The 25,373-nt window shown below is 36.9% G+C and carries 34 protein-coding genes; 28 read left to right on the top strand and 6 right to left on the bottom strand.

Translation table 11 applies throughout. The features are described 5' to 3' along the window. Positions 1–3: 3 nt before the first annotated feature. The 5 genes from ctaF (at position 4) to LKW28_RS11660 (ending at position 3,036) form a co-directional block, all read left to right on the top strand. Complete coding sequence (gene ctaF, locus LKW28_RS11680; RefSeq protein WP_229140540.1) at positions 4–330, top strand: cytochrome c oxidase subunit IVB; 327 nt, start codon at positions 4–6, stop codon at positions 328–330. 182 nt (positions 331–512) lie between these two features. Next, positions 513–1,433 carry a cytochrome c oxidase assembly factor CtaG gene (gene ctaG / locus LKW28_RS11675; protein ID WP_229140539.1) on the top strand — a complete coding sequence of 307 codons (921 nt, stop codon included), beginning with the start codon at positions 513–515 and terminating at the stop codon, positions 1,431–1,433. Positions 1,434–1,473: 40 nt separating this feature from the next. Further along, entirely contained in the window at positions 1,474–1,935 is a 462-nt protein-coding gene (locus LKW28_RS11670) for a DUF420 domain-containing protein (protein ID WP_229140538.1), read from the top strand. A 133-nt stretch (positions 1,936–2,068) separates the two neighbouring features. Beyond that, positions 2,069–2,578: a GNAT family N-acetyltransferase gene (locus LKW28_RS11665; protein WP_229140537.1), complete on the top strand. Its 510-nt coding sequence runs from the start codon at positions 2,069–2,071 to the stop codon at positions 2,576–2,578. A 95-nt stretch (positions 2,579–2,673) separates the two neighbouring features. Further along, positions 2,674–3,036 (top strand): Asp23/Gls24 family envelope stress response protein, encoded by a 363-nt coding sequence (locus LKW28_RS11660; protein ID WP_229140536.1) that lies wholly within the window; start codon positions 2,674–2,676, stop codon positions 3,034–3,036. A 76-nt stretch (positions 3,037–3,112) separates the two neighbouring features. Here LKW28_RS11660 and LKW28_RS11655 read toward each other — a convergent pair whose 3' ends face one another. Beyond that, positions 3,113–3,481 (bottom strand): YugN family protein, encoded by a 369-nt coding sequence (locus tag LKW28_RS11655; RefSeq protein ID WP_229140535.1) that lies wholly within the window; start codon positions 3,479–3,481, stop codon positions 3,113–3,115. Positions 3,482–3,707: 226 nt separating this feature from the next. Here LKW28_RS11655 and safA point away from each other — a divergent pair, with 226 nt between their 5' ends. The 3 genes from safA (at position 3,708) to LKW28_RS11640 (ending at position 5,888) form a co-directional block, all read left to right on the top strand. Then, positions 3,708–4,271 (top strand): SafA/ExsA family spore coat assembly protein, encoded by a 564-nt coding sequence (gene safA, locus LKW28_RS11650; protein WP_229140677.1) that lies wholly within the window; start codon positions 3,708–3,710, stop codon positions 4,269–4,271. Positions 4,272–4,294: 23 nt separating this feature from the next. Next, the gene (locus tag LKW28_RS11645; protein ID WP_229140534.1) at positions 4,295–4,720 is read left to right on the top strand and encodes a CBS domain-containing protein; all 426 of its coding nucleotides are present in this window, start codon (positions 4,295–4,297) and stop codon (positions 4,718–4,720) included. Positions 4,721–4,820: 100 nt separating this feature from the next. Beyond that, positions 4,821–5,888, top strand: a complete 1,068-nt coding sequence (locus tag LKW28_RS11640) for a CAP domain-containing protein (protein WP_229140533.1) — start codon at positions 4,821–4,823, stop codon at positions 5,886–5,888. 46 nt (positions 5,889–5,934) lie between these two features. Here the strand turns inward: LKW28_RS11640 and LKW28_RS11635 are convergent, their stop codons facing one another. Further along, entirely contained in the window at positions 5,935–6,432 is a 498-nt protein-coding gene (locus tag LKW28_RS11635) for a PaaI family thioesterase (protein WP_229140532.1), read from the bottom strand. A gap of 156 nt (positions 6,433–6,588) precedes the next feature. Here LKW28_RS11635 and LKW28_RS11630 point away from each other — a divergent pair, with 156 nt between their 5' ends. The 5 genes from LKW28_RS11630 (at position 6,589) to LKW28_RS11610 (ending at position 8,656) form a co-directional block, all read left to right on the top strand. Continuing rightward, entirely contained in the window at positions 6,589–6,978 is a 390-nt protein-coding gene (locus LKW28_RS11630) for a YlbD family protein (protein WP_229140531.1), read from the top strand. Positions 6,979–6,996: 18 nt separating this feature from the next. Further along, a complete protein-coding gene (locus tag LKW28_RS11625) occupies positions 6,997–7,236 on the top strand; it encodes a YlbE-like family protein (protein ID WP_229140530.1) in 240 nt (79 codons plus the stop codon). Positions 7,237–7,341: 105 nt separating this feature from the next. Continuing rightward, positions 7,342–7,743 (top strand): hypothetical protein, encoded by a 402-nt coding sequence (locus tag LKW28_RS11620; RefSeq protein WP_229140529.1) that lies wholly within the window; start codon positions 7,342–7,344, stop codon positions 7,741–7,743. A gap of 77 nt (positions 7,744–7,820) precedes the next feature. After that, complete coding sequence (locus tag LKW28_RS11615) at positions 7,821–8,264, top strand: YlbF family regulator (protein ID WP_229140528.1); 444 nt, start codon at positions 7,821–7,823, stop codon at positions 8,262–8,264. A 116-nt stretch (positions 8,265–8,380) separates the two neighbouring features. After that, positions 8,381–8,656, top strand: coding sequence for a YlbG family protein (locus tag LKW28_RS11610; RefSeq protein WP_229140527.1), 276 nt, complete (start codon positions 8,381–8,383; stop codon positions 8,654–8,656). 30 nt (positions 8,657–8,686) lie between these two features. Here LKW28_RS11610 and LKW28_RS11605 read toward each other — a convergent pair whose 3' ends face one another. Beyond that, positions 8,687–9,076 (bottom strand): DUF7147 family protein, encoded by a 390-nt coding sequence (locus LKW28_RS11605; protein WP_229140526.1) that lies wholly within the window; start codon positions 9,074–9,076, stop codon positions 8,687–8,689. A gap of 599 nt (positions 9,077–9,675) precedes the next feature. Here LKW28_RS11605 and rsmD point away from each other — a divergent pair. Both rsmD and coaD read left to right on the top strand, forming a co-directional pair. Then, positions 9,676–10,224, top strand: a complete 549-nt coding sequence (rsmD, locus tag LKW28_RS11600; RefSeq protein WP_229140525.1) for a 16S rRNA (guanine(966)-N(2))-methyltransferase RsmD — start codon at positions 9,676–9,678, stop codon at positions 10,222–10,224. Positions 10,225–10,247: 23 nt separating this feature from the next. Beyond that, positions 10,248–10,739: a pantetheine-phosphate adenylyltransferase gene (coaD, locus tag LKW28_RS11595; protein WP_229140524.1), complete on the top strand. Its 492-nt coding sequence runs from the start codon at positions 10,248–10,250 to the stop codon at positions 10,737–10,739. Here the strand turns inward: coaD and ylbJ are convergent. Next, positions 10,736–11,962 carry a sporulation integral membrane protein YlbJ gene (ylbJ, locus tag LKW28_RS11590; RefSeq protein WP_229140523.1) on the bottom strand — a complete coding sequence of 409 codons (1,227 nt, stop codon included), beginning with the start codon at positions 11,960–11,962 and terminating at the stop codon, positions 10,736–10,738. The genes coaD and ylbJ overlap by 4 nt on opposite strands. Before the next feature lie 259 nt (positions 11,963–12,221). Here ylbJ and LKW28_RS11585 point away from each other — a divergent pair, with 259 nt between their 5' ends. Both LKW28_RS11585 and LKW28_RS11580 read left to right on the top strand, forming a co-directional pair. Next, on the top strand, positions 12,222–13,028 hold the full coding sequence (locus LKW28_RS11585) for a patatin-like phospholipase family protein (RefSeq protein WP_229140522.1): 807 nt from the start codon (positions 12,222–12,224) through the stop codon (positions 13,026–13,028). After that, positions 13,009–14,037 (top strand): SepM family pheromone-processing serine protease, encoded by a 1,029-nt coding sequence (locus LKW28_RS11580; RefSeq protein WP_229140521.1) that lies wholly within the window; start codon positions 13,009–13,011, stop codon positions 14,035–14,037. Before LKW28_RS11585 ends, LKW28_RS11580 begins: the two co-directional genes overlap by 20 nt. A 42-nt stretch (positions 14,038–14,079) precedes the next feature. Here the strand turns inward: LKW28_RS11580 and LKW28_RS11575 are convergent, their stop codons facing one another. Continuing rightward, complete coding sequence (locus LKW28_RS11575; RefSeq protein WP_229140520.1) at positions 14,080–15,321, bottom strand: nucleotidyltransferase; 1,242 nt, start codon at positions 15,319–15,321, stop codon at positions 14,080–14,082. A gap of 174 nt (positions 15,322–15,495) precedes the next feature. Here LKW28_RS11575 and LKW28_RS11570 point away from each other — a divergent pair, with 174 nt between their 5' ends. From LKW28_RS11570 to LKW28_RS11555, 4 genes are all read left to right on the top strand, one after another. Continuing rightward, a complete protein-coding gene (locus tag LKW28_RS11570) occupies positions 15,496–16,014 on the top strand; it encodes a YceD family protein (RefSeq protein ID WP_229140519.1) in 519 nt (172 codons plus the stop codon). A 42-nt stretch (positions 16,015–16,056) separates the two neighbouring features. After that, the gene (rpmF, locus tag LKW28_RS11565) at positions 16,057–16,230 is read left to right on the top strand and encodes a 50S ribosomal protein L32 (RefSeq protein WP_116350684.1); all 174 of its coding nucleotides are present in this window, start codon (positions 16,057–16,059) and stop codon (positions 16,228–16,230) included. A gap of 80 nt (positions 16,231–16,310) precedes the next feature. Further along, positions 16,311–17,075 (top strand): enoyl-CoA hydratase/isomerase family protein, encoded by a 765-nt coding sequence (locus tag LKW28_RS11560; protein ID WP_229140518.1) that lies wholly within the window; start codon positions 16,311–16,313, stop codon positions 17,073–17,075. 82 nt (positions 17,076–17,157) lie between these two features. After that, on the top strand, positions 17,158–17,775 hold the full coding sequence (locus LKW28_RS11555) for an RsfA family transcriptional regulator (protein WP_229140517.1): 618 nt from the start codon (positions 17,158–17,160) through the stop codon (positions 17,773–17,775). Positions 17,776–17,841: 66 nt separating this feature from the next. Here LKW28_RS11555 and LKW28_RS11550 read toward each other — a convergent pair whose 3' ends face one another. Then, positions 17,842–18,315: an N-acetyltransferase gene (locus LKW28_RS11550; protein WP_229140516.1), complete on the bottom strand. Its 474-nt coding sequence runs from the start codon at positions 18,313–18,315 to the stop codon at positions 17,842–17,844. 189 nt (positions 18,316–18,504) lie between these two features. On the opposite strand from LKW28_RS11550, the gene LKW28_RS11545 reads away from it, so the two are divergent. From LKW28_RS11545 to mraZ, 7 genes are all read left to right on the top strand, one after another. Next, a complete protein-coding gene (locus LKW28_RS11545; RefSeq protein WP_229140515.1) occupies positions 18,505–19,854 on the top strand; it encodes an acetyl-CoA carboxylase biotin carboxylase subunit in 1,350 nt (449 codons plus the stop codon). A gap of 1 nt (position 19,855) precedes the next feature. After that, positions 19,856–20,068, top strand: coding sequence for a biotin/lipoyl-containing protein (locus LKW28_RS11540; protein WP_229140514.1), 213 nt, complete (start codon positions 19,856–19,858; stop codon positions 20,066–20,068). 16 nt (positions 20,069–20,084) lie between these two features. Continuing rightward, positions 20,085–21,626: an acyl-CoA carboxylase subunit beta gene (locus LKW28_RS11535; protein ID WP_229140513.1), complete on the top strand. Its 1,542-nt coding sequence runs from the start codon at positions 20,085–20,087 to the stop codon at positions 21,624–21,626. A gap of 149 nt (positions 21,627–21,775) precedes the next feature. Then, positions 21,776–22,648 carry a 2-dehydropantoate 2-reductase gene (locus LKW28_RS11530; RefSeq protein ID WP_229140512.1) on the top strand — a complete coding sequence of 291 codons (873 nt, stop codon included), beginning with the start codon at positions 21,776–21,778 and terminating at the stop codon, positions 22,646–22,648. A 3-nt stretch (positions 22,649–22,651) separates the two neighbouring features. Then, complete coding sequence (locus tag LKW28_RS11525; protein WP_229140511.1) at positions 22,652–23,038, top strand: DUF3397 domain-containing protein; 387 nt, start codon at positions 22,652–22,654, stop codon at positions 23,036–23,038. Between the two features lie 101 nt (positions 23,039–23,139). After that, on the top strand, positions 23,140–24,765 hold the full coding sequence (gene bshC / locus LKW28_RS11520) for a bacillithiol biosynthesis cysteine-adding enzyme BshC (protein WP_229140510.1): 1,626 nt from the start codon (positions 23,140–23,142) through the stop codon (positions 24,763–24,765). Between the two features lie 129 nt (positions 24,766–24,894). Beyond that, entirely contained in the window at positions 24,895–25,326 is a 432-nt protein-coding gene (gene mraZ, locus LKW28_RS11515) for a division/cell wall cluster transcriptional repressor MraZ (RefSeq protein ID WP_229140509.1), read from the top strand. The last annotated feature ends 47 nt before the right edge of the window (positions 25,327–25,373 follow it).

The raw sequence follows: 25,373 nt of genomic DNA, 5'->3' as shown, positions 1-25,373 counted from the left end.
CACATGGCAAATAACTCAAATAACACAAATGTTGATTTAGCCTATCGTAGAAGAAAAAGTGCGGAAGAAATGAAACATCATGTTATTTCATTTGCACTCATGATTTTTCTTACTATCATTGCCTTTATTGCAGTTGGATCAGGTCAATTTTCACCTTATGTTGTTGTACCGTTAATCCTGCTTCTAGCTGTTATACAGGTAATCTTACAATTGTTTTACTTTATGCACATGAATCATAAAGGACATGAAGCACCAAAGATGTTCATGTTCTCAGGAATATTAATTGCTGCTGTAACAGTCCTTTGCTTCATGACAATCATTTGGTGGTAAGATTTACGAAAAAGTCGGTGTAAAAACCGGCTTTTTTCAATACTTAAGTACATGAAGTTCGAGTTATTGTGATTTTGTTCTATTGACATGAAATGTTCATAAATGGTTTGTTTGCATGGCGATTTCCCTAGGAGTATAATTAATAGTATGTACATATTGTTTATATTATTAAGAGGGGTGAGATGGAGATGTCTATAGATATCTTTGGTTTTCGGGCATTATGGAGTCCCTATTTTTTAGCGTCACTTTTAATCGTTACGCTTCTTTACTTTATGATTGTTGGTCCAATGAGACATCGATTTGCTCATTCTGAACCTACATCTATTAAAACAAGGATTTTATTTGTGATTGGGATTATCCTACTTTATATATGTAAAGGAAGTCCGATTGATCTATTGGGTCACATGACGATGACTGCTCATATGATACAAATGGCAGTTCTTTACTTAATTGTCCCGGCATTTTTTATATTAGGTATCCCAAATTGGTTGTGGAGGAAGTTTATCAATCTCAAAGCAATCAAGCCAATTTTTAAATTTCTAACAAAGCCTTTAATTGCATTAGTGTTATTTAATGGTTCATTCTCTATGTATCATATTCCACTGGTTTTTGATTTTGTAAAAATAAATGTAATTATTCATGCTTCAACGACGATTTTTATTTTTATTGCTGCTTTCTTCATGTGGTGGCCCCTAATCAATAAATTAGAAGAGTGGAACACATTAAGTGGTCTCAAAAAAGTTGGGTATATTTTTGCAGACGGTATGTTATTAACACCCGCATGTGCCCTAATCATTTTTTCAGATACAGCAATGTATTCAACGTATACAGATCTTAGTTCGTGGATGACTGCTCTTGCACTTTGTGTACCTGCCTCCATGCTAAGCAGTATCAACCTTACTGGTCCAGAGATGTTTAACTTTATGCCACCGCTTGAAGACCAACGTACTGGCGGTGTCATTATGAAAATTATTCAAGAGTTTGTGTACGCGGTTCTACTTAGTAAAGTATTCTTTGAATGGGTTCGTAAAGAACGAGAAGAAGAAAAATTACTAGACGAGCGATTACAAAAAGAACAATTACTTAAACCGCAAACGAATTAAAACGAGTGTAAATAAAGAAAGTAAGTTAGAGAGGTTAAAAATGAGTTTACCGATTCTTCCTACATTGAGCACGACTTTTATCATTTTAAGTGCAGTAACTGTTGCCATAGGTTGGTATTTTATTAAACAGAAAAATATTGCTGCTCATAAAAAAGCGATGACAATTGCTGCTATTTTTGCTTTAATCTTTTTTATTATTTATATGTCCAGAACCGTATTTATTGGTAATACATCTTTTGGTGGTCCAGACGATGTGAAGGTGTACTATACGATTTTCTTAATCTTTCATATCTTTCTGGCAACAACTGGTGCCATATTCGGAGTCGTTACATTATATCTCGGCTATAAAAATAAAATTGCAAAACACCGCAAGGTTGGACCAATTACAAGCATCATTTGGTTTTTCTCAGCCATAACGGGTGTAGCAGTCTACTTCCTGTTGTATGTCTTTTATAAGGGCGGGGAAACAACATCCATGTTGAAAGCAATATTAGGGTTTTGAATGATTCGATATGATTGTTTGTAATATGTATAAGGTGTTCTAGAATACAATGTTCTAGAGCACCTTTTTATTTTGTATTTCGTTTCACATTATCACTAGTAATTTTCATTTTGGTAAGAGGGGAGTGTTAAGGATGATTGAGATCTTTACAGAAAACTTATTATTGGTTCCATGTTCTTTGGATATTGCCAAATCATTAGTTTTTCATCGCAAAGAACTTGAAAAACGATCACCTATAACGATTCCACAAAACTGGCCATCTCCATTAATAACAGGAATTCTTCCGTTTTATATAGAAAAGCTTGAGAAGGACGAGAAATATTATGGATGGGGATTATGGCTAATCATTAATTACGCTGATAAACGGATTATTGGCGATATTTATCTTCATGGGAAACCAGATAAGAAAGGTAACGTCCAATTGACGTATACGATGAATCGTGATTATCAAAAGACGAGTTTAACTTATGAAGCTGTTGATGCTTTAATTGATTGGCTTGTTTCACAAGCCGATGCGAAAAAAGTGTTAATGGAATGCAGTGATAGTAATTATCAGTCAATTCAGTTGTTTGAAAAATTAGGGATGAGATGTACGAAGAAGGATGGTAGATTTTTAACTTGGGAGCTTCGTAAGGTTATCTGAAAAAAGTATGAATAGACTAGTGCCCAATTCATTCCATATTGCATATGGTAGGAGTAACCTTAGTGGTTTTGAAAATGTGAAGGAGTGTGGTTGGGTTGGTTCGAAAGTCATTAGAAAATGGTTCCCTTTATATTAAGAATGATGTGTTGGCGATGATTGCTTCGATTTGCGCTGAGGATATGGAAGGAGTAACGATTGTTTCCGGCTTTAAGGATGGTGTAAGCGGCATTCTCCATCGTAATTTCCATAAAAACGGGATAACTGTTATTGAAGAAGAAGAAGAAATTTCTCTTGAGGTCAAGATTGCGATTGAATATGGTTTGGAAATTAAGAAGACCTGTGAGCTTTTACAGCAAGCTATTTTACATGAGATAAAAAGCATGACTGGTATTAGTCTTTCGAATTTAACAATTAAGGTAGAGGGACTTACAAATTCACATGCACTTGCGACGACATAACAAAAAAGGAACAGCATTGACTGTTCCTTTTTGTATGCATTTTTATCACCTAAAGCTGCGCTTTCCCTTTTCGTAATTATGCATTTACAACGGCGTCGATTTCTTGTTTTACTTTTGCAAGGATGCGATTGCATTGATCCACTAGTGATTTTGGGAAATTTTCATCTTCGCCATATTCAACTCCATGAGGATAATAGTATTTACCTAAAAATGGAGTAAGAAGCTTGATGACTGCATCTGTTGCATTTTCTTCGATAATTCCTTCTACTGCATAGCCTTGAACGCGAAGGTAGTAAATATCACCTTTAATTTCAAACTTTCGATCGTATGTAATTCTTTCATAATCCCACTGACCTGCGAGGATAAATCCTTCTGATCTCATTATGTCAGTTATTCTTGGTAGTTCGATTGTTACGTTTTCAATCCCCGTATTTTCAAATCTCATTTAAATTCCCTCCAAAAACCGTCAACTAACGATTTATATGTTCTCAGTATAATAATAGTACGAAAAGATTCAAGTTGCAACGTTTGACATTAATATGTCACGAAAAATAAAAAATATTTTATGTGAAATTTCTTCATTTATGGTCAAACTAACATGGAAAGGAGGGACAAGATTGAAAAAAATATTGTTATTTATTACGAGTTTACTGTTTGTCTTAAGTAGTCCAATGATTGCAAATGGACAAGGTACAAGTACATATACTGTACAGCATGGGGATTCTCTTTGGAAAATTGCTGTACGTTACCAGGTAGGATTGTCGGAAATTATTTCTGCAAACCCACAATTTCGTAACCCCAACCTCATTTATCCAGGGCAGAAAGTTACGATTCCAATTTTGGAAAATGTCAAAAGCATCGAGAATCAGGTTATCACATTAACCAATCAACAACGTGCAAAATATGGATTGTCAGCATTAAAGATTGATTGGGAGCTGTCACGCGTAGCACGGTATAAATCTGTTGACATGAGGGATCGAAATTACTTTGATCATACATCACCAACTTATGGCTCTCCATTTACGATGATGCGAAACTTTGGTATTTCGTATCGGACAGCCGCAGAAAATATTGCAGCTGGACAAAGAACACCACAGGAAGTCGTAAATGCATGGATGAATAGCCCAGGACATCGTGCAAATATTTTAAAGGCTGATGTTACACATATTGGTGTTGGATATGCAGAAGGCGGATCGAAGAGGCATTACTGGACTCAAATGTTTATTGGAAAATAAAAGAAATAAATTAGGAGGATACAATGGAATTTGTTCGCGATGTAATGAGTACTGATGTTGAATATTGTACTCCCCTAGATAATTTATATGAAGTATCTGTTAAAATGAAGGATTTAAATATCGGTGCGATTCCAATTTTAGAAGATAAGAAATTAATTGGTATGATCACGGATCGAGACCTGGTAGTTCGAGGATATGCGGAAAAAAGATCTGGATCGAATCAAGTTACAAATGTTATGAGTGAAGACTTAGTTACATGTACGCCTGATACTTCTCTTCAAGAAGCGTCCCAGTTGATGGCGAAACATCAAATTAGACGTCTGCCAGTTATAGAAAATGAGCAATTAGTTGGAATGTTATCATTGGGTGATTTATCGACAAACCAAATGTCTGATAACAGTGCTGGAGAGGCATTAAGTCATATTTCTGAGGAAAACCATCTGCATTAAGAACAGGCACCAATCCGGTGCCTGTTTAATTTTTGTCCAAAAACGAATAACACTAGCAAAATTTTAATATACATGATAGAAATACGTTCAATGTTAGGAAGTGATTCTTCTGAAATTAGCTAAGACTGCAGTTATCATCTTACTTTTGGCTTCTAGCATTTATTATATTTCTTTTAAACATGGAAGAACGGAATTCGAAAATAGTGTTGAACATACTTCAGCTGTATTAAAGCATTCGTCCACAACGAAACAAACGATACCTACTCAACAGGAGAACCACCAATTTAGCGGCCTGTTCTCATTTATAGGTATGCAAAGTACAGAAATAAAAGAAAAATTGGGTGAACCCCTTCGAATCGATCGCTCCTCCTATGATTATGACTGGTGGGTGTATAATACAGATCCCCTAAATTATATTCAGGTTGGGATCGAAAATGGTAGAGTCGTCACAGTATTTGGAACGGGGGATGATGTTCTAGTTGAACCTTTTGAAATTGGACAACCTATCTCTGAACTACACTTAAAGGGGTTAATAAAGTCTCAAATTTCATTAAATATCGATAAAAACCGTTACCGTTTTGAATTAACAGAGGAGGAAATGATGACTAGACCATTGATCTCAATGGGTAATGTCTATATTCAACTCTATGTGGACAAATTTACAAATGAGGTATCTAGTGTTCGTTTTTTAGATGGAAAAACCTTAATTAAACTGCGTCCCTATGAATTGGCGTACAGAGGGGAATTACTTTCGGCTAGTGAGGTAACACAAGCCGAATGGAATGAAATTGAACAAGGAAACAAAGCGCAAATTCTTGACTTAACCAATGTGATTCGGATTAGACATGGTATCCATTCGTTAAAAGGTGATGAACGTTTAGCAGAGGTTGCATATTTACATAGTAAAGATATGCGAGAGAGTGATTATTTTGATCATACCTCACCAACAAAAGGAGGTCTTGCGGACAGACTTGCAGATGGTGATATAAGTTACCACTTAGCAGGTGAAAATATTGCAGCTAAATATGTGGACGGGATTGCTGCTGTTGAAGGTTGGCTGAATAGTGAAGGTCATCGTGAAACCCTTCTAAGTGAGGAATACAATTACCTTGGAGTAGGAGTGTATGAAAAATATTACACACAAAACTTTATCCAGAAATGGGATTAGTTAGAAATGTAAGCAATACGAATAGTGTATTGCTTACTTTTATTTCTTATTTTTTTGTTGGTCGATCGATAATAAAAAAGCTCCCTGTTGCATGCGCCATTAATTTTCCGTCATCGCGGAATACTCGACCCTCAACTACACATATTTTTGTTCCTTTATGAATCACTTGTGCAACACAGCGTAACTCTTTTCCGATTCCAGGTGCCACATAATTAATTTTCATTTCGGTAGTTACTGCAGCTTTATCCGGTGGAAGAACATGGTGAACTACTGATCCCATTGCGGAATCAAGTAAAGTTGCCGTAATGCCCCCATGAACGATTTGTAATGGATTTTGAATGAGCTCTGAATTCGGTATGATAATTTCATATGTTTCATCATCAATAACTCGTCTGTTTGTTTGCAATAAGCCACCAATATAGGAACCATTCTGGTTTTTTTGTTTTCGAATTACGGCATCGATGACAAGTTCCATTGCTTGTCTTTCCTCTTCTTTTGCCTCTAGGAAAAATGTCTGTAATTTTTGTAGAATGCGGTCTTCCATTCACCTAACCTCAAATCCATAATATTTTTATTATTCTTATTTTAACAGGATTTAAAGGGTTTTGGCAATTTGGGCGAACCATTCAATTTAATAAAGATAAACTATAGTAGGCAATTGTATACGCCAAGGGCGTATTTGATAAAAGAGGTGATTGAGATGGGAAATAAACTTCATCCATCTGTTCAGGAATTTAAGGCTTTCGTAAAAAAACATCCTGTGTTAGTTCAGGAAGTTCGAAAAGGAAAACTTAACTGGCAGGAGGTATATGAAGACTGGTATATACTTGGTGAGGAAGATGAGAAGTGGAAAAAGTTTAAAGATAAAGATAGCAAAACAGAAGAAAGCAGCAAAGAGGATTTTATCGGAAAGATTTTTACATCGATAAAAAATGCAGATATGAATAACTTACAACAGCATATCTCCCATGTTGGGGAAGCCATTTCAACAATCCAGGCCGTAATTCATCAGTTTCGCGGTGAGGAAAAGTCACAGCAGCCGCAGCCTGCCGGAAAAACTCATCATCCTTTTGCCTTTCGTAAGGATTAGGTGAGAAGGGAGTCTAGGATGCGACAAGAAACATATGAATATCTCAAATCCAAAAAACAATTACGTGCGTTTGTTCGCCAAAATCCAATTTGGTATCGAAAATTAACCCGTAATCCAAGAAATTTTCAAAGCTTGGAAAACGAGTCAAAGATTTATTTCAAGCAAACTCTTCCGCATAAGGTTCAAAAAATTAACCAGTCATTGGAAATGGCCTCATTCATGCTGCAAATGTATCAGGGTATGCGACAAAGTGATTAAATATAAAAGTAAGGAGCCACTTCTTTTGTTGTGGCTCCTTCTTGAATCCACAAGGATATTTGTGAGGTTAAGTGGAAAAGCTAGGAAAAAAGGAGTTGGGAAAATGTGTACCAGGTTTTATTACCCCTTTATTTTCTAAGTATCCTTGTCATTCAAATAAATGAAAAACCAGTTGCAGCTGAGCGAATTTCCTCTCCCGATTTTAGCTTGATAAGCGAGTATGAAATGGAGCGAACCATTCAAGTTGAGCATCATGTAAGAGGTAATAATGTATATCTGGAGTGCGTGATACCTAATTTTACATTCAAACAAAGTGGTGGGCTAAAACAAGATGGAGAAGGCCATCTTAATGTAATAATTGATGGAACGAGAACGGAGAAAGTTTCGACAGCAGCATTTATTATTCATGGGCTTTCTAGTGGAGAGCATACATTAAAGATCCAAGTTGTTCATAATGACTTTACCAAATATCCGCTTGAACATACCATTAATGTTCAAATCCCATAACTTTTATTCGCAGTATTGCCACAGTAGATGCGATTCATAAAAATTCGTGGTATAGTGAATGTGGAGGTGTTTTTATTTTGATAGCTACAATTGAAAAAGTTGAAATACTTGAAGAGGCACAAAGTTTATCATCTATGATACTGCAATCAGAACTAGCAGAGGAATACAGAAGCTGTTTATATACATTACAAAATGATAGGGAAGCACAGAAGCTAATCTCTGATTTTCAAATAATGAAGGAAAAATATGATGAGGTTCAACGATTTGGGAAATATCATCCTGATTTTCGAACCGTTTCAAAAGAGACAAGAGAACTGAAAAGAAGGCTTGATCTTTACGAGACAATCGCTAATTTTAAAAAAGCAGAGGATAACCTTCAAAAGGTACTCGATGAGATTAGTGTGCTGTTAGGCGGAGCCGTATCGAAGCAAATTAAAGTTCCAACTGGGAATCCTTATTTTGACTCCATGTCAAGCTGTGGCGGCGGCTGTGGAAGCGGCGGAGCTTGCGGCTGCAAGTAACCGAATCATCTCACTTTTAAGAAAAAAGATACGTTTTCTACTTTATTTCGTATTGTAAAAATTTAACTTGTTATGCTACACTATTTAAAAGCCTATTGCGATAAGGAGAAAACGCTATGATTGGACAACGCCAAGGAATTATCGTTTGGCTGCATTCGCTAAAGCATTCAAAAATGCTGCGTAAATTTGGCAATATTCATTATGTGTCTAAACGACTTAAATATGTGGTCCTTTATAACGATATGGAAAATACAGATTCAATCGTAGAAAAATTAAATTCCCTAGCCTTTGTCAAAAAGGTTGAACCATCCTATAAACCATTTTTAAAGATTGAATTTGAGAATAAAAAACCAGATCGTGCCAAGGAATACGATTATAAGATTGGCTTATAAAAAGCTTACCAAATCATTTGGTAAGCTTTTTTATTGCATTGGTGGCAGATAGCGGTTCATTCGTAAAATCCCGATTAAATGTTGGTAATAGAGCTCTTTTTCATGAAACATACTAGAAGGCTTTACATCTAGTGTAATGATTTGTAAACCAAGTTCATTTGCTACATCTGCAAAAAGTGTGTAACGTTGATTCGGTTTGACATCAGGATTAGGGATTCCCTCTCTGCAAATATAGATTGCTTGAAAATCTCCGAGTTTTGTTGGCTTAAATGCGACAGCTAAAGAAGCAACCTGCTTATCCTGTATTGTTGTGTGAAATGCAAATAGCTTTGAAACTCTGTGACTATTTCCTTTTGCAAGCTCAAGAAGTTCATATATATCCGAATACCCTTCACCAATCTCTATAAAACGTTGTATCATCTTTAAATTCCCCTTAATCTCATATTTTCCATGTCTACTTTATCATGAATCGATTTGAATTAACAAATTAAAACAAAAAAACCCTGCAATCAACCTGCAGGGTCCTTCCATTCCATGTTTTTCGTTACCGTTCACATGGAAGAAGGCAAAGGGAGAGGAGAAACCGGAGGAAGAACTTATGGGGAAACGTAAGTCTTCTCCGCGGTTGGCAACAACATCCTCGAATGATGTTGTTATTACTAATTATGACCAATTGAACATTGTGTATACATCATGTTACGTATTTTTATTATATAAGAAAAATTTTTCCCAAAGACTGGCCCTTGAATTTTTCGTAATTTATTAACAAACGTTTATGTTTATGGTAGGATAATGATATTCAATTTACCTTTATTCAGCAGAAGTTGGAAACTTCTGCTGAATAAAGGTAAAGCCTCCGGCGGATGCCACAGATTTTTAAAGGAAAATTTTCGAGTAGTAAGATCGAAGACTAAAAACGCCACATCCTGTGGCAACGTCTTCATGACCCACTTCATGTGGGCCTAAAATCTGGGCGCAAATACGCCAAGGCGAATTTGACAAAGACAGTGGTGATAGCAGTGAGAGTTGTGTCGGGATCGAAGAAAGGTCTTCACTTGAAAGCGGTACCAGGAATGTCGACTAGACCTACAACTGATAAGGTGAAGGAAGCCATCTTTAATATCATCGGTCCATATTTTGATGGTGGGAATGGACTTGATTTATTTGGTGGAAGCGGGGGACTTGGGATTGAAGCGTTAAGCCGCGGAATCGATAAAGTTATCTTTGTTGACCGTGATCAAAAAGCAATCCAAACAATTAAAGGAAATTTAGAAATATGCATGTTTTCCGGACAAGCAGAAGTCTATCGGAATGAGGCCTTCCGGGCTTTAAAGGCCATTATAAAGCGTGATATCCAATTTGAGTTAATCCTTTTGGATCCACCATATAAACAACAAAAACTAACAGAGTTAATCGAAGAAATAAGTGACCATCGGTTATTAACGAAAAATGGTTATATTGTAGCAGAACATGATTCAGAGGTTATATTAGACAAATCCATTGGTAACCTTACTTTAGTACGTCATGAAGTGTACGGAGTCATTGGGGTATCGGTATATAGGCATTAAGAGTGATAGAAAGGGGAAATGAAATGACAAGAATTGCCGTCTGCCCAGGTAGCTTTGATCCAGTAACAAACGGGCACCTGGACATTATTAAACGAGGGGCAAAAGTGTTCGATAAAATGTATGTATGTGTATTGAACAATTCTTCGAAACAGCCTTTGTTTACAGTAGAGGAACGAATTCAACTATTACAGGAAAGCACTAAGGATCTACATAATATTGAAGTTGAGTCCTTTAAAGGTCTTTTGATGGATTATGCTAGCCAGAAGAATGCGAATGCAATTTTACGTGGTCTTCGTGCTGTTTCAGATTTTGAGTACGAAATGCAAATTACGTCAATGAATCGTATATTAAATGAAGAAATTGAAACCTTTTTTATGATGACAAATAACCAATATTCCTTTTTAAGCTCAAGCATTGTAAAGGAAGCCGCCAAATATCATGGAGAAATTTCTGAGCTTGTGCCAAAACCAGTTGAATTGGCGCTCAAGGAGAAATTCAAAAGCCCCGCAAATTAAATGCGTGGGCTTTTCATTTTATTTGAGTAAACGAAAAGATAACAGATCAACGAAAAAATGGTAACAAGCGGTCCAAAAGTTAATAATCCGTTCCATATGGCTTCGGCCCATACAGAAGTCTGCTCTGGAATAAATGGCGAGAAAATACCGAATGTTTCTTGTGATTCCGCATTTTTTATGTAAAGTGGCTTCCATAAAAGAAATGCGATTATCCCAGCCAAAAAACCGTGCATAATCCGTGCAATAAAAAATGGTTTAAAGCTCACATCGGTTTCAGCTAAGATACTTGCAACCTGTGCTTGTACAGAAAGTCCGCAAAATCCAAGGATAAAACTGACGGCAATTACCTTAGGAAGTAATTCAATATGCTCTAACTCACTTGTCATCATGGAGCCAGTCGTAATTTCAAATATCCCCGAAATAAGCGGGATGCTGAGTTCTGTTGGCATTTGAAATAGTTTTAATAATATGGATAGTCCTGCTCCGACTAATGCGATTATATTAATTAATGAAAGCAGCTTATTAAAAACAGAAAAAAGAATGATAAATCCGCCAATCATCAGCAATGTATGGATAGAGGTAGTTACCGCGTCACCCAAAATTAATCCAAATGGCCTTTTTTCCTTTAGTCTTGTCCGGTGTAGCTCCTGCAAAGCTTTATAAATAATACTTTTTTTCTCTTCATCTTTAGGTGTTTGTTCATCACCCTTTTTACCGTGGAATCTCATGATTAAACCAACACAAAAATTTCCGACATAATGGCTGACCGCCAGTAAGACTCCTAACCCGGCATTTTCAAAAAAGCCAACAGAAATGGCTGCAAATATAAACAGGGGATTCGAAGCATTAGCGAAGGAAACAAGCCTTTCTGCTTCAACCCTCGTAATCTGTTTCTCCTGTCTAAGCCTTGCAGCTAATTTGGCACCTGCCGGAAATCCAGAAGCCATACCCATGGCCCAAGCAAAACCGCCCACACCTGGAACCCGAAACAAAGGTCTCATTAGTGGTTCAAACAAAACACCGATAAATTTAACGATACCAAAACCTATTAATAACTCTGAAATGATTAAGAAAGGGAGTAGGGAAGGAAATACAATTTTCCACCACATTTCCAAACCAACCCTAGAGGCTTCCAATGATTCCTTTGGAAAATAAATAAGTGCAAGTGTCAATAATGATATTCCTGCTGCAATTGTTACTGTCTTAAATCTAGAACGTATCAATGGTACTCCTCCTACAGAAGTCTTCTTTTCTATACAGATAGTTCAAACGAATGATAGAATAAGAGAGTCCGTAATTTTCGTAATATTCCTTCATTTATTTAAAAACCAAATGAATGGTTTGCATATCTATTTAAATATACGTAAATGGGTGGCAAGTTTAGACCAAAAGAATATACAAGTTTTCAATTCTTTTTTCATATAATGATTAAAAAAGCAGGAAAAATTACCTCAGAAGGATTATGGTTAGGGGATGATTCTTATGAACGAACCTATAATAGGAATGGCACTTGGATCTGGTGGTGCAAGGGGATTTGCCCATTTAGGAGTGATTAAAGTACTTTTAGAAAATAAAATTCCAATCCATCTCATTGCGGGAACAAGCATGGGTTCATTAGTAGCAGGCTTTTATGGGGCAGGTCTGGATATAGATCGCATGTATAAGCTGGCATTAGCTTTTAAGCGGAAATACTATTTGGATTTTACGGTTCCGAAAATGGGCTTTATTGCGGGAAAAAGAGTCAAGGAATTAATCCGGGTCTTTACACATGGTAAAAATATTGAGGAACTTGATATTCCCATTGGTATTGTTGCAACAGATTTATTAACAGGTGAAAAAGTAGTGTTTCGAAATGGACCTGTTGCGGATGCTGTCCGAGCAAGTATTGCCATCCCCGGAATTTTTGTTCCAGAAAAAATAGATGGGCGCATTCTCGTCGATGGAGGTGTAATAGACAGGGTACCGATTTCAGTTGCAAAAGAAATGGGAGCTGATATTGTTATTGCGGTGGACGTCTCACATGTTAAAATAAATGAAGAGGTTACTTCAATATTTGATGTGATTTTACAGAGTATTGATATCATGCAAAAAGAGCTTGTGAAGTATGGAGAATTTTCATCTGATATTATGATCCGACCACATGTAGGACATTATAGTTCACGTGCTTTTACAAATATTGAGGACATTATCCGAATCGGGGAAGAAGAAACAAGAAAACAACTTCCCGCAATCCAAGAGGCAATCGCAAAGTGGAAGGAGTCTATCATTAATGAAGAAAAAGAGAAATAAGGCCTATTTAAAGGCCCTAGCAGTTGGGGTGGTACTAGCCATCCTTGGCACCTTTATCCAGCTTCCTTATTACGTGACAAAGCCTGGAATGGCGACAGAGCTTGATCCAATTATCGACGTGGAGAACGGCTATAAAGAAGATGGCGAATTCATGCTAACAACCATTCGCATGGGGCAAGCAAATATTTTTAGCTATGCTTTAGCTAAATTTCAAAAGTATCATGAAATCTTACCGATTAATCATGTAAGACGTGACAATGAAAGTGATGAGGAATATACAAATCGCCAACTCTTTTATATGGAGGATTCACAAGAATCTGCTATTACGGTTGCATATCAGCATGCGAACAAGCCTGTAACGGTAAAAAACCATGGCATATACATAATGGGTATCGTGGAAGGAATGCCTGCAGAAAAGGAATTAAAAGCAGGTGATCGAATTTTTGAAGTGGATGGCAAACAAATTCAAGAGCATACAGAATTTATGAAGTATGTAGCTGAGAAAAAAGAAAATGATGTCATCAATATTTCAGTTGAGCGAAAAGGTGAAGAGAAAACAGTTTCTGTTCCACTTGCTCCTTTTCCAAAGAATCCGGACAAAATCGGAATTGGAATTGAATTAATAACTGATATTGAAGTAGTGACCGATCCGAAAATTAAAATTGATACAAAAAAAATCGGAGGTCCTTCTGCCGGACTTATGTTTACACTTGAAATCTATAATCAATTAACAGAAGAAGACTTAACACATGGAATGCGTATTGCGGGCACAGGAACGATTAATATCGATGGACAGGTTGGTCCAATCGGCGGGATTGGCCAAAAAATCGTTGCTGCTGATAGCTCAGATGTTGATATATTCTTTGCACCTAATGAAAATGGTGCCAAGGATTCAGATTATCAGCAAGCCCTAGCAACAGCGAAGGATATCAAAAGTGAGATGAAGATTGTACCTGTTGATACATTTGAAGATGCGCTTAACTTTTTAGAGAATCTTGATGTGAAATAGTCATAAAAAACAGTCGCAACCAATTGGTGCGACTGTTTGCATTTAAAGGTATATTCGTTGTTCTTCATGATATCTTATTGGTGGAATTGAATATTCCTGTCTTAGTAATTTAGTACGATGAGGTTCAGGAAATATTGCTAAATAGGTTTGGGCAGCTTTCAAATCAAGCGTGAAGAGTTCATCAGAAATTCCGCTCCCTTTTGAAAGAATGGGCAGCTTGACATCCTTTTTTACATGATTTAAATACGCTTGTCCTTTTTGGGACATTCCAAGCAGGCGAATATATGTTGCAACAGGGTTTTCATTGATTGGTTTTAGCTGTTCCTTTGTTGTGTTTGTTAAGATATGTACACAAAGTCTTTGCAATCTTGTCCATGTGTAGCGTTTTGTTTTAATCTTTTCCATAAAGTCTTGGAAGGAGGCTGCTTCTGTAATAAAAGCTAATAAACGATTTTCAATTCCTTCTTCTGCCTCATATATTTTTGCTAATTCAGAAGGTGGAGTTGTGAGCAGTTTGTATTTTAATAAAGTAAAATATTCTTCCCACCGATGGTAAAGTTGATTTTCCTCATAATAGGAGGTTAACCATTTGGCAGTAGAAGGAGGAAGATAGTCTATTATATCCTCAATCTTTTTTTCGGTCGAAAATAAGGTTTTTCGGATGCTCGTTGCACTTGCGATGGATTCATGGGAAATAGTTTCATCATGGTAGCCAGCAGATGTCCTCATGATGGTTTCTGCTTTTATTGAACTCTTTTGGTCGTGAATGGCTTTGACATAATGATAGCCTAAAATATTATTTGGTTTTGATAAATCGACGTATGTATTATGATTTGAAAGTGAAGAATAAGCTAGAGATGCTGCTTTCGGATAACTATATCCTTCTTTTAAGTATTTTCTTGTTGTGTGATCATAGGATTGTTGATTGTCTTTCATAAAATCAACAGTAGATTCAAAGTCGTTGATTGTCCCATTTTCACTTCCGAAGCAAACTTCTTCACAAAGAATTGCGTCTAGAAGCGAAATCGCACCATTTGCAAAGTTTTGTGCTTTTTGAGTTGCAAATGCGTATGGCAATTCAATGACAATGTCAACACCAGCCTCTAAAGCCATTTTCGTTCTTACCCATTTTGATACTAAGGCAGGTTCCCCGCGTTGTAGAAAATTTCCACTCATGACTGCAATTGTACAGTCGGCATTTGTCTTCTTTTTCGTTTCATCAAGATGGTACCTATGTCCATTATGGAATGGATTATATTCAACAATTACACCAACAGCTTTCATCATTTCACCCTTTAGTAAAGATTATTAATAAAACTCGATTTTTAAATATCATTTTATTGGAAAAGCTGATATAGTAGAAAAGTATTCATACACTAAGTATAGTGTAAAGAAAAAATATTGACAAATGTAATCTGCAAAGCTATAATTACCTTTGTTGCCTTGAGGTGATTTCAATTGAAATGGACAATTAATCAATTAAATCAGTTGGCTCGAAAAGATCTAATGATTGATGAAACTGTTGATGTAAAAGACATAATGGAGCTCGACAAGTCGATACGAGACATTTCACCGGTCCAAGTATCTGGTCGTGTTGATCTAAGTTCTTCAAAAGCGAGCTTTCATATAACAATTTCAGGTTCAATGATTCTGCCTTGCTCTCGAACCTTGGTTGATGTGAAATTTCCATTCGAGATCCGAACAACTGAAACGTTTCTTCTCAAAGAAACATCTGATTATGATCTAGAGTCGGACGATGATATTCATCAAGTTCGGGGAGAAGTAATTGACTTACTTCCTCTAATCAAGGAAAATATTTTACTTGAAATACCTATTCAGATTTTTTGTGATGATTCGAACTCTGAAGATGCTGCACCGCAATCAGGACAAGATTGGGAAGTTATCACTGAGGATGACAAGAAAAACAAGATTGATCCCCGGTTGGCAGGACTAGCAAAATTCTTTGAAGACGAATAAAATCCATCTTTATCTATTTATTTTTTTAAGGAGGTGGGAATAATGGCTGTACCTTTTAGAAGAACATCTAAGACAAGAAAAAGATTACGTCGTACACATTTCAAATTACAAGTGCCAGGTATGGTGGCATGCCCAAACTGTGGTGAAATGAAATTAGCACACCGCGTATGTAAAGAATGCGGTACTTACAAAGGAAAAGAAGTTGTTAGCAAATAATTTTTGTTAACAAGTTAAAAGCGTATTGATAACAGACTTGTTATCAATACGCTTTTTAATTTTTTAAAGGGGTAAAAATCATGTCAAAATACATAGTTAAACGTGATGCTCGTGGGATTGTTTGGTTTACAATCAATCGTCCCGAAAAATGGAATGCGATCGATTACGATGTAATGGATGGACTTTTGCATACCCTCACAGAGGTTGAAAAGAATGAGGAAGATCAGGTTTTAGTCATTACAGGGGCTGGACAAAAATCATTTTGTTCAGGTGGTGATTTATCGATTTTCCAAAACCTGCAAACGGTAGAAGAAGCATATCAAATGCTTATGAAGATGGGCATGATTTTATACAAGCTTGCAACTTTAACGAAACCCACTATCGCTCTATTGAATGGACTAGCAATTGGCGGTGGATGTGAGCTTGCGACAGCATGTGACTATCGACTAGCAACTCAGGGAAGTAGATTTGGCTTTGTTCAAGGAAAACAAGGAATCACGACGGGTTGGGGTGGTGCGACTCTCCTGCTAGAAAGAGTATCTATTGATAAAGCATTCCACCTTCTTTTGGGCGGGGAAATCATTTCTGCTGAAGACGGAAAAGAGCTTGGCTTCATTCAACATGTCTTATCTAAGGACGATGCGATAAAGGATTGTGAGGAATTTATCGCCAATGAATTTTTAATTACTACTAAAGTAGTAAAAGCTTATAAAAAAGTAGTGAATAGAAAATGGCTTGCGACTGGGTTGAAGGAAAGAATCCTTGAAGAAATTGAGGAGTGTTCGGCTTTGTGGGTAACAGATGAACATCTTGAGGCCGTTCAAAAGATCATGCGAAAAGAATAATTATTTTCTTACTAGAGTGTGGATAGTCTATCTTTTCTACTACATGCATATGTATAAGTAAAAAAGTATGGGAGGGAAAGATATGACTTCAACACGTCAAGATGCTTGGTCAGGAGATGAGGATTTATTGCTGGCTGAAGTGGTATTGCGCCACATCCGTGAAGGAGGAACACAATTAGGTGCATTTGAAGAGGTAGGTCGTACACTATCTCGTACCGCAGCAGCATGTGGTTTCAGATGGAATTCATATGTGCGCAAACAATATAAATCTGGAATTGAACTTGCAAAAAAACAGCGTAAAGAATTAAAGAAACAAAATAATGGAGAGCAGCTTCAACAAAATCAACCAGAGCCTGAAACTATTGAACTTACGAATAGCCAGTCGACTGAGCTGCAATTAAGGGATATCATACGATTTCTTGAAGAATATGAGAAAACAGAAAACAAGTTCGACAACGTGGTTAAAGAAAATAAGAGCTTGAACACTGAAGTAACGAAGCTCCAAGATCAAGTTAAAGACTTAAAGGCACAAAATAAGACCTTAGAAAATAATATTCAATTAATTGAGGAAGATTATAAAGCCTTGATTGAAATTATGGAACGCGCCCGAAAAATGGTGGTACTCCAAGAAGATGAGCGAAGTAAAAAAGTTAAATTTCAAATGGACCGAAATGGAAATCTTGAGCGAGTTGAAAAATAAAAAAGAAAACAGCTGACATTGTTCAGCTGTTTTCTTTTTGTATTGTCTAGTTTCATACATATTTGTTTAATCGATTTCATGTACACCTTGTGGAAACCAAAGAAGCGGGTTTTCTCCAAGGTCACGTTCCATATTGTAAGCAGCAGGTGTGAACCCCATTTTTTCCCAAAACTCTGATGATTTCACACGAGGATTTGTTTTAATCGGTAGATTATACGATTTTGCATAATCCACTAGAGCCTTTCCAAATCCTTTTTTCTGATAATTTGGAAGCACTTCTAGCTTCCACAGCTCCAAGTAGTCCTCGGCAGGTTCAAAGTATTTGTTGAATTTTTTATCAACACGATAAAGGCTCATGCGCGCCACTAATTTATCTCCAAAGAATATGCCGTAAAAAGGTGAAACGCTATCATTTTCAATAATATTTGATTCAAGGTCTTCAAGCATCGAAAGTTCCTGAAGGCCATATTCCTTAAATTCTTTAAATTCTTCAAGAGTTTTATAGTTTACTAATAATTTTTCAACCTTTGCCGTATACATTTGATATCCCCCCTGTGATTCTCCTAAGAAAAAACTGTTTTTAAAGCTAATATATTCATTATATAACAAAATTACAAAAAATTCTGTAGAAAAAAATAGAAAGCGTTTCCAATACGGTGCAGGAATATGTAGATAGATGTAGAAATTATATAATGCACCTTTATCTTTTTGCGAAAGGGGAAAAGAGCCTTGAAAAAAGTGTTGATTGCAAACAGGGGAGAAATTGCATCAAGGATCATAAAAACATGTCATGAGATGGGGATTGAAACAGTCGCTGTCTATTCTGATGCGGATCAAGAGCTGCCGTTTGTGAGAAATGCAACCGTAGCCCATCGAATTGGTGAGCCGCCGGTAATGAAATCTTATCTTCAAGCAGATAAAATCATTAAAATTGCCGAGTTGGAACAGGTCGATGCAATCCATCCCGGGTATGGATTTTTATCAGAAAATGCAACCTTTGCGAAAGAGGTCGCAAAAAGTGGGATTGTTTATATAGGACCAACACCATCAATTATCTCATTAATGGGAGATAAAGTTAAAGCAAGACAAACAATGATAGATGCTGGTGTACCGGTAGTGCCGGGGAGTGAAAGTGCCATCCAAACAGTGGATGAAGCTTTGGCACTTGCACAAAATTATGGCTATCCAGTCATGTTGAAGGCAAGTGGCGGCGGGGGCGGAATCGGGATGGTATGCTGCCAATCTGAAGAAGAATTACAAAATGCATTTCAAACAACAAAGACGAGGGCTAAATCGTATTTTGGAAATGATGAAATGTTCATCGAAAAGTTCATTCCAAATGCAAGACATATCGAGGTGCAAATATTCGGTGACCAACACGGTAATATTGTCCATCTTTTTGAGAGAGATTGTTCGATTCAACGGCGCAATCAAAAGGTAATTGAGGAAACACCTTCACCTTTTCTTTCGGAAGAGACACGTGAAAAAATCTGTGATGCGGCAAAAAAGGCAGCAGAATATGTGGACTATACAAATGCCGGAACTATCGAATTCATTGTGGATGCAGAAGAAAATTTCTATTTTCTTGAGATGAATACAAGGCTTCAGGTTGAACATGCCATTACAGAAATGATTACAAATGTTGATCTTGTAAAATGGCAGATCCTAGTCGCAAGGGGAGAAAAATTGCCATTGACCCAAAACGAAATCATGGCAACTGGGCATTCAATCGAATTTCGTGTATATGCGGAAGACCCAGTAAAGTTTTTTCCATCCCCTGGTAAAATAAAAGATTTTGTATTACCGCAAAACAATCAAGGTGTCCGAGTTGATAAGGGATATGAATCAGGATCAACAGTGACACCCTTTTACGACCCGATGATAGCCAAAATCATTGTGAAAGGCAGTAATCGTCCCGAAGCGATTCAAATAGCAAAAGACTATTTTAATAATATTGCTATAACAGGAATAAAAACGAATATCCCTTTATTCCAGGAAATTATTAATGAGGAGTCCTACCTTAAAGGAGAATATACGACAAATTACATTTCTTTGATGAAAAACATAGGGAGGCATTAAAATGAAAGAAATCACAGCAACCATGGCAGGAACCGTTTTACAAGTATTAGTTTTAGAGGGTGATCAAATTACAGAAGGTCAAGTGGTTATCATGCTTGAATCAATGAAAATGGAAATTCCGATTGAAAGCGGGCTAGATGGCAAGGTTGCTAACGTGAATGTAACTATTGGGGATTTTGTAAATGAAGACGATGTCTTACTTGTTCTAGAATAAGGAAAGGAGTGTAATGATGCTTCATACTAAGGATTTAGACCAAAAGCTCGTTGAAAAAGGCAAAGAAATTGAAGCGGGGGGACATGAAAAATATCATCAAAAGCTTAAGGAACAACATAAATTATTTGTTCGAGATCGCCTTGCCCTTTTATTTGATAATGGAATTTACCAAGAGGATGGAAAATTTGCTAACAATGCAGCAGGGGATCTTCCAGCAGATGGAGTTGTTACCGCGATTGGAGAAATAAACGGACAAAAAGTGTGTGTGATGGCGAATGACTCCACTGTTAAAGCTGGATCATGGGGGGCTCGTACGGTTGAAAAAATTATTCGAATTCAAGAAACCGCTGAAAAGCTTCAGGTGCCGCTTTTATATTTAGTAGATTCAGCTGGGGCACGAATAACAGACCAACTTGAGATGTTCCCGAATCGGCGTGGTGCAGGGCGAATTTTTCATAATCAGGTACGATTATCGGGAATGATTCCTCAGGTCTGTATTTTATTTGGTCCGTCTGCAGCGGGGGGAGCATACATACCTGCTTTTTGTGATATTGTCATCATGGTTGAAAAGAATGCGTCGATGTATTTGGGGTCTCCACGGATGGCTGAGAAGGTGATCGGCGAAAAGGTTTCATTAGAAGAAATGGGTGGTGCAAGAATGCACTGTACAGTCAGTGGCTGTGGTGATGTGCTTGCTTCAAATGAAGAACAAGCAATTCAAAGTGCGCGGGATTATTTGAAATTCTTCCCTGCCAATTATTTGAACAAACCTGCTCTAACTGAAGCTGTATTACCAAAGGAAGGGAAGGGTCTGGAAGAGATCATTCCTGTTAATCAAAATGCTCCTTTTAATATGTATGAGGGAATTGACGCCCTCATTGATCAAGGAAGTTTCTATGAGATTAAAAAACTATTTGCGCCTGAAATAATCACGGGTCTTGCCCGTATTGCCGGAAGACCAGTGGGGATAATTGCGAATCAGCCTAAAGTGAAGGGTGGCGTCTTGTTTGTAGATTCCGCAGACAAAGCGGCTAAATTTATCACTTTATGTGATGCTTTCCAAATCCCGTTGGTGTTCTTGGCGGATGTTCCAGGATTTATGATTGGTACGAAGGTTGAAAGAGCCGGAATCATTAGACATGGAGCGAAGTTAATTGCAGCTATGAGCTCCGCAACTGTACCGAAGATTTCGGTCATTGTTCGAAAAGCATATGGTGCAGGTCTCTACGCAATGGCAGGTCCTGCATTTGAGCCTGATTATTGTGTCGCGCTGCCAACTGCTCAAATTGCGGTAATGGGTCCAGAGGCGGCGGTAAATGCTGTTTATTCTAATAAAATCACTGAAATTGAAGATCCAAAGGAACGAATTGCCTATGTGCAGCAAAAGCAAAAGGAGTATAAAGAAGCAATTGATATTTACAAGCTAGCTTCTGAGCTAATCATCGATGATATCGTAACAGCGACTGATTTAAGAAATGTCCTCATCAATCGCTTAGCATTGTATGAAACAAAAGAACTCAACTCTGGACACAAGAAACACCCTGTTTATCCGGTATAAATAATAGTGAAATTATACCCCAAGGGATTATCCTTTGGGGTATAGTTATGGGTAGTAAGTTTTTACATACTTTTCATTGTCCTTATACTAGGCATATTGTCGGACTCTTTGGTAAAATATAGGCAAAGACAAATTGTGGAGTTGGAGTTATGAAAATTGGAATCATTGGGGGAGGTTCCATCGGGTTGCTTTTTGCTGGTTATCTTGCAGAACAACATGATGTAACCATTTATACAAGAACTGAACATCAGGCAAACGAAATAAATAAATTAGGTGTAACAATTGAAAAGAAAAATACGTCAAAAACATATAAGGTACAAGCAGTAGTAGCCTCCGCATCTGTAATAGGAGAAGAAATAATTTTCATTGCTGTAAAACAATACATATTAGCAGAAGTACTATCACAAACTTCAGACCTAGAGAAGGTCCAAACAGTATGCTTCCTTCAAAACGGAATGAGCCATATTAACATGATCGATAAGCTAAAGAACCCTTCGATTCTATTGGGCGTTGTGGAACATGGGGCATTAAAAATAAATGAAAGCACCGTCATTCATACTGGTGTTGGACGAACAAAATTAGGAGTATTCAAAGGAAAAAATGAAGCTATCGATAGTAGACTAACTGATTTTCCATTCGAATTTCATGAAAATTGGTACGAAATCGTAACATCGAAGCTAATCGCCAATGCTGTTATTAATCCTTTAACTGCCCTTTACCGGGTTAAGAATGGGGAATTGCTTGAAAATCGTTATTTTCACAACCAAATGAAAACCTTATTTCATGAAATCACCAGGGTTGTTCCTTCGGGTGGGGAAATATGGGAACTGCTAACAACAATTCTTAAAAATACTGCCGAAAATAAATCATCGATGCTACGTGACATAGAAGAAGGTAGAAAAACAGAAATTGATGCCATTTTAGGATATGTAATAGATGAAGCAAGGAAAAAGAATGAGGGAGTAGTCATTACACAATTCTTATTTGATTCAATAAAAGGGATTGAAAGAAAAGGGGGATAAGGAATGATCGATTTTTTTGCCGGATTAGCTGCAACATTTGTTACAATTCCATTATTAGGTTTCATATTAGTCTACTTGATTAGTAGAATTCTTTTGAAAAACACGCGAAAATCTTTTTTTCTTTCGGTTGATGTGACGACTGTGTTTTTTCTCATCGCAGTTCATTATTTATTACTAGTAATCATAGGAAAAAGCATGCTTTGGCTAATCATTCTAATCCTCATGATGACTATTTTCTTTTTTGGTTATTTAACCTGGAGGACAAGCCATGAAATTGAAACAGTGAAGGTGTTAAGAAAGACTTGGCGATTTGTTTTCCTTGCGTCCACGGTTGCGTATTTTCTGCTGTTGCTCATTGGACTTGTTCAGCGAATCTTTATTACGGCTTAAATTAATTGATTTTAACATGAGCAGTAATTTTTGGTTTCTGAAAAAAGCGTGCTATACTCAACTAAGATATAAACTGGATATGAAAGGAAGAACGAGAATTTATGGAGGTTTTGGATCTCTCATTACCATCTTCAAATCGATTAGTGAACGATTATCTTTCAAGTAAAATGAAAATAGAGAAATTTTTCGATTATGATATACAGTCTCCGCTTGTGTACGAGGTAAGAAAAAAAGATTTACAAAAACGACATTTTGAACGCGAAAAGCTTGTGGATCATTTGCTTTCTTTTAATAAACGATTAAATTATCACACACAAACCATTGATAATATTAACAAACTTTTAGATCCGAGGAGTGTCGTGGTGATTGGCGGACAGCAAGCAGGTGTATTGACTGGGCCACTATATACTATTCACAAAATCGTTTCTATTATTAAACTTGCAAAAGAGCAAGAGGAAAAATTAAATGTACCCGTCATCCCGGTATTTTGGATTGCCGGGGAAGACCATGATTTTGCTGAAATCAACCATCTTTATGTCAATCTTCAAAATGGGATTCGAAAAAGGGCTTTACCACAATATCACAACCGTAAGATGATGGTATCGTCAATAGAAATAGAACAAAATGGCCTTATGGAATGGATTAAAGAAGTGTTTGAGACTTACGGTGAAACTAATTATACGAATGGTCTTCTTGAACTTCTTAATGAATATGTACAAAGATCAAATACATATGTTGAATTCTTCATACAAATTATTAATGAACTATTTGGTGAAACTGGACTTGTCCTTGTTGATTCTGGTTCAAAGGAAATTCGAACCCTTCAATCACAATATCTCAGAAAAATGATTGAAAAAAACCGCGATATCCATGATTCATTGTTGTTGCAGCAGGAGGTATTGTCTACCTATCAATACCCTAAAACAATTGAAATGAATGAATCTAGTGCCAATCTTTTTTTTACGCAAAATAATGAACGTATTTTGCTCGAGTATAATGTAGAGCATGATATTTTTAGCGGGAAAAATAATGAATGCATCCTTTGCGGGGATGAATTACTTGAAATTGCGGAAAAACAACCGGAATTACTGAGTAATAATGTAATAACCCGACCAGTTATGCAGGAGTTCTTATTTCCGACACTTGCTTTTATTTCTGGACCTGGTGAGGTTTCATACTGGGCAGAGTTAAAACAAGTTTTTGCGGTTATGGGCATCAAGATGCCACCGGTCGTTCCGCGGTTAATGATGACCATTGTGGAAAGAGCGATTGATTCTAATATAGATGAAATCGGGTTAACGATTCAGGCTGTGTTAAATGGTGAACTTTCAAAAGCCAGAGAAACATGGCTAGAAAAACAAACGGCTGATGTGGACGGGATGATCTTAGAGGCGAAGAAAGAAGTGGAGAGGATACATAAAAAGGTCCGAAAAGTGGGACTTGAAGTGGATCCAGGGCTGGCGGATCTCTTATTAAAGAACGCCGAAATTATTCAACATCAATTTGAATTTCTTAAGAATACATTCAACCGCAGTATCCTGAAACGCAATGAAATTGAATTGAATCGTTTTAACCGAATTGAAAAATCACTTCTGCCACTTGGCTCCCCACAAGAGCGATTATGGAATGTTTTTTACTTTTTAAATAAATATGGAGACGATTTTATCAAAGATTTATTAGCTCTTCCGTTTGAATTTAACGGAAAACATAAAGTAATAAAGCTTTGAAATTGCTATATTCTATCGAAAATCCTCGGAATTCCGGGGATTTTTTTTATTTGGAAAAAATCTGATAAAATTGGTGGTGGAAAGTGGGGGGATGTGGTAAGATAAATACAGAAAGTGGGGACAATAGATATGTTCATGGGAGAATACCATCATACTGTTGATATGAAAGGCCGAATGATAATACCTGCTAAGTTTCGGGACAATCTTGGTGAAACATTTGTTTTAACAAGAGGACTTGATCAGTGCTTATTCGGTTACCCACAATCAGAATGGAAAATACTTGAAGATAAATTAAAAACACTCCCATTAACTAAAAAAGACGCTCGTGCTTTTACAAGATTTTTCTTTTCTGGAGCCATTGAATGTGAACTTGATAAACAAGGAAGAGTGAATATTGCATCACCGCTTCTTTCATATGCAGGGCTTGAAAAAGAATGTGTAGTGCTTGGAGTATCAAACCGCATAGAAATTTGGAGCAAGGATAAGTGGGAAGAGTACTTTGCTGCTTCTGAGGAATCTTTTTCTGATATAGCTGAAAATATGATCGGTTTTGATATATAACATTATTAGGTTAACCCCACATAATAATGTTATAGCCTCCGGCGGAT

Origin of the sequence: Bacillus sp. REN16 (assembly GCF_020731355.1) — a bacterium.
GTDB lineage: Bacteria > Bacillota > Bacilli > Bacillales > Bacillaceae_L > Ferdinandcohnia.
Note: the sequence above shows the minus strand (reverse complement) of the source record. Positions and strands in the feature narration are given on the sequence as shown.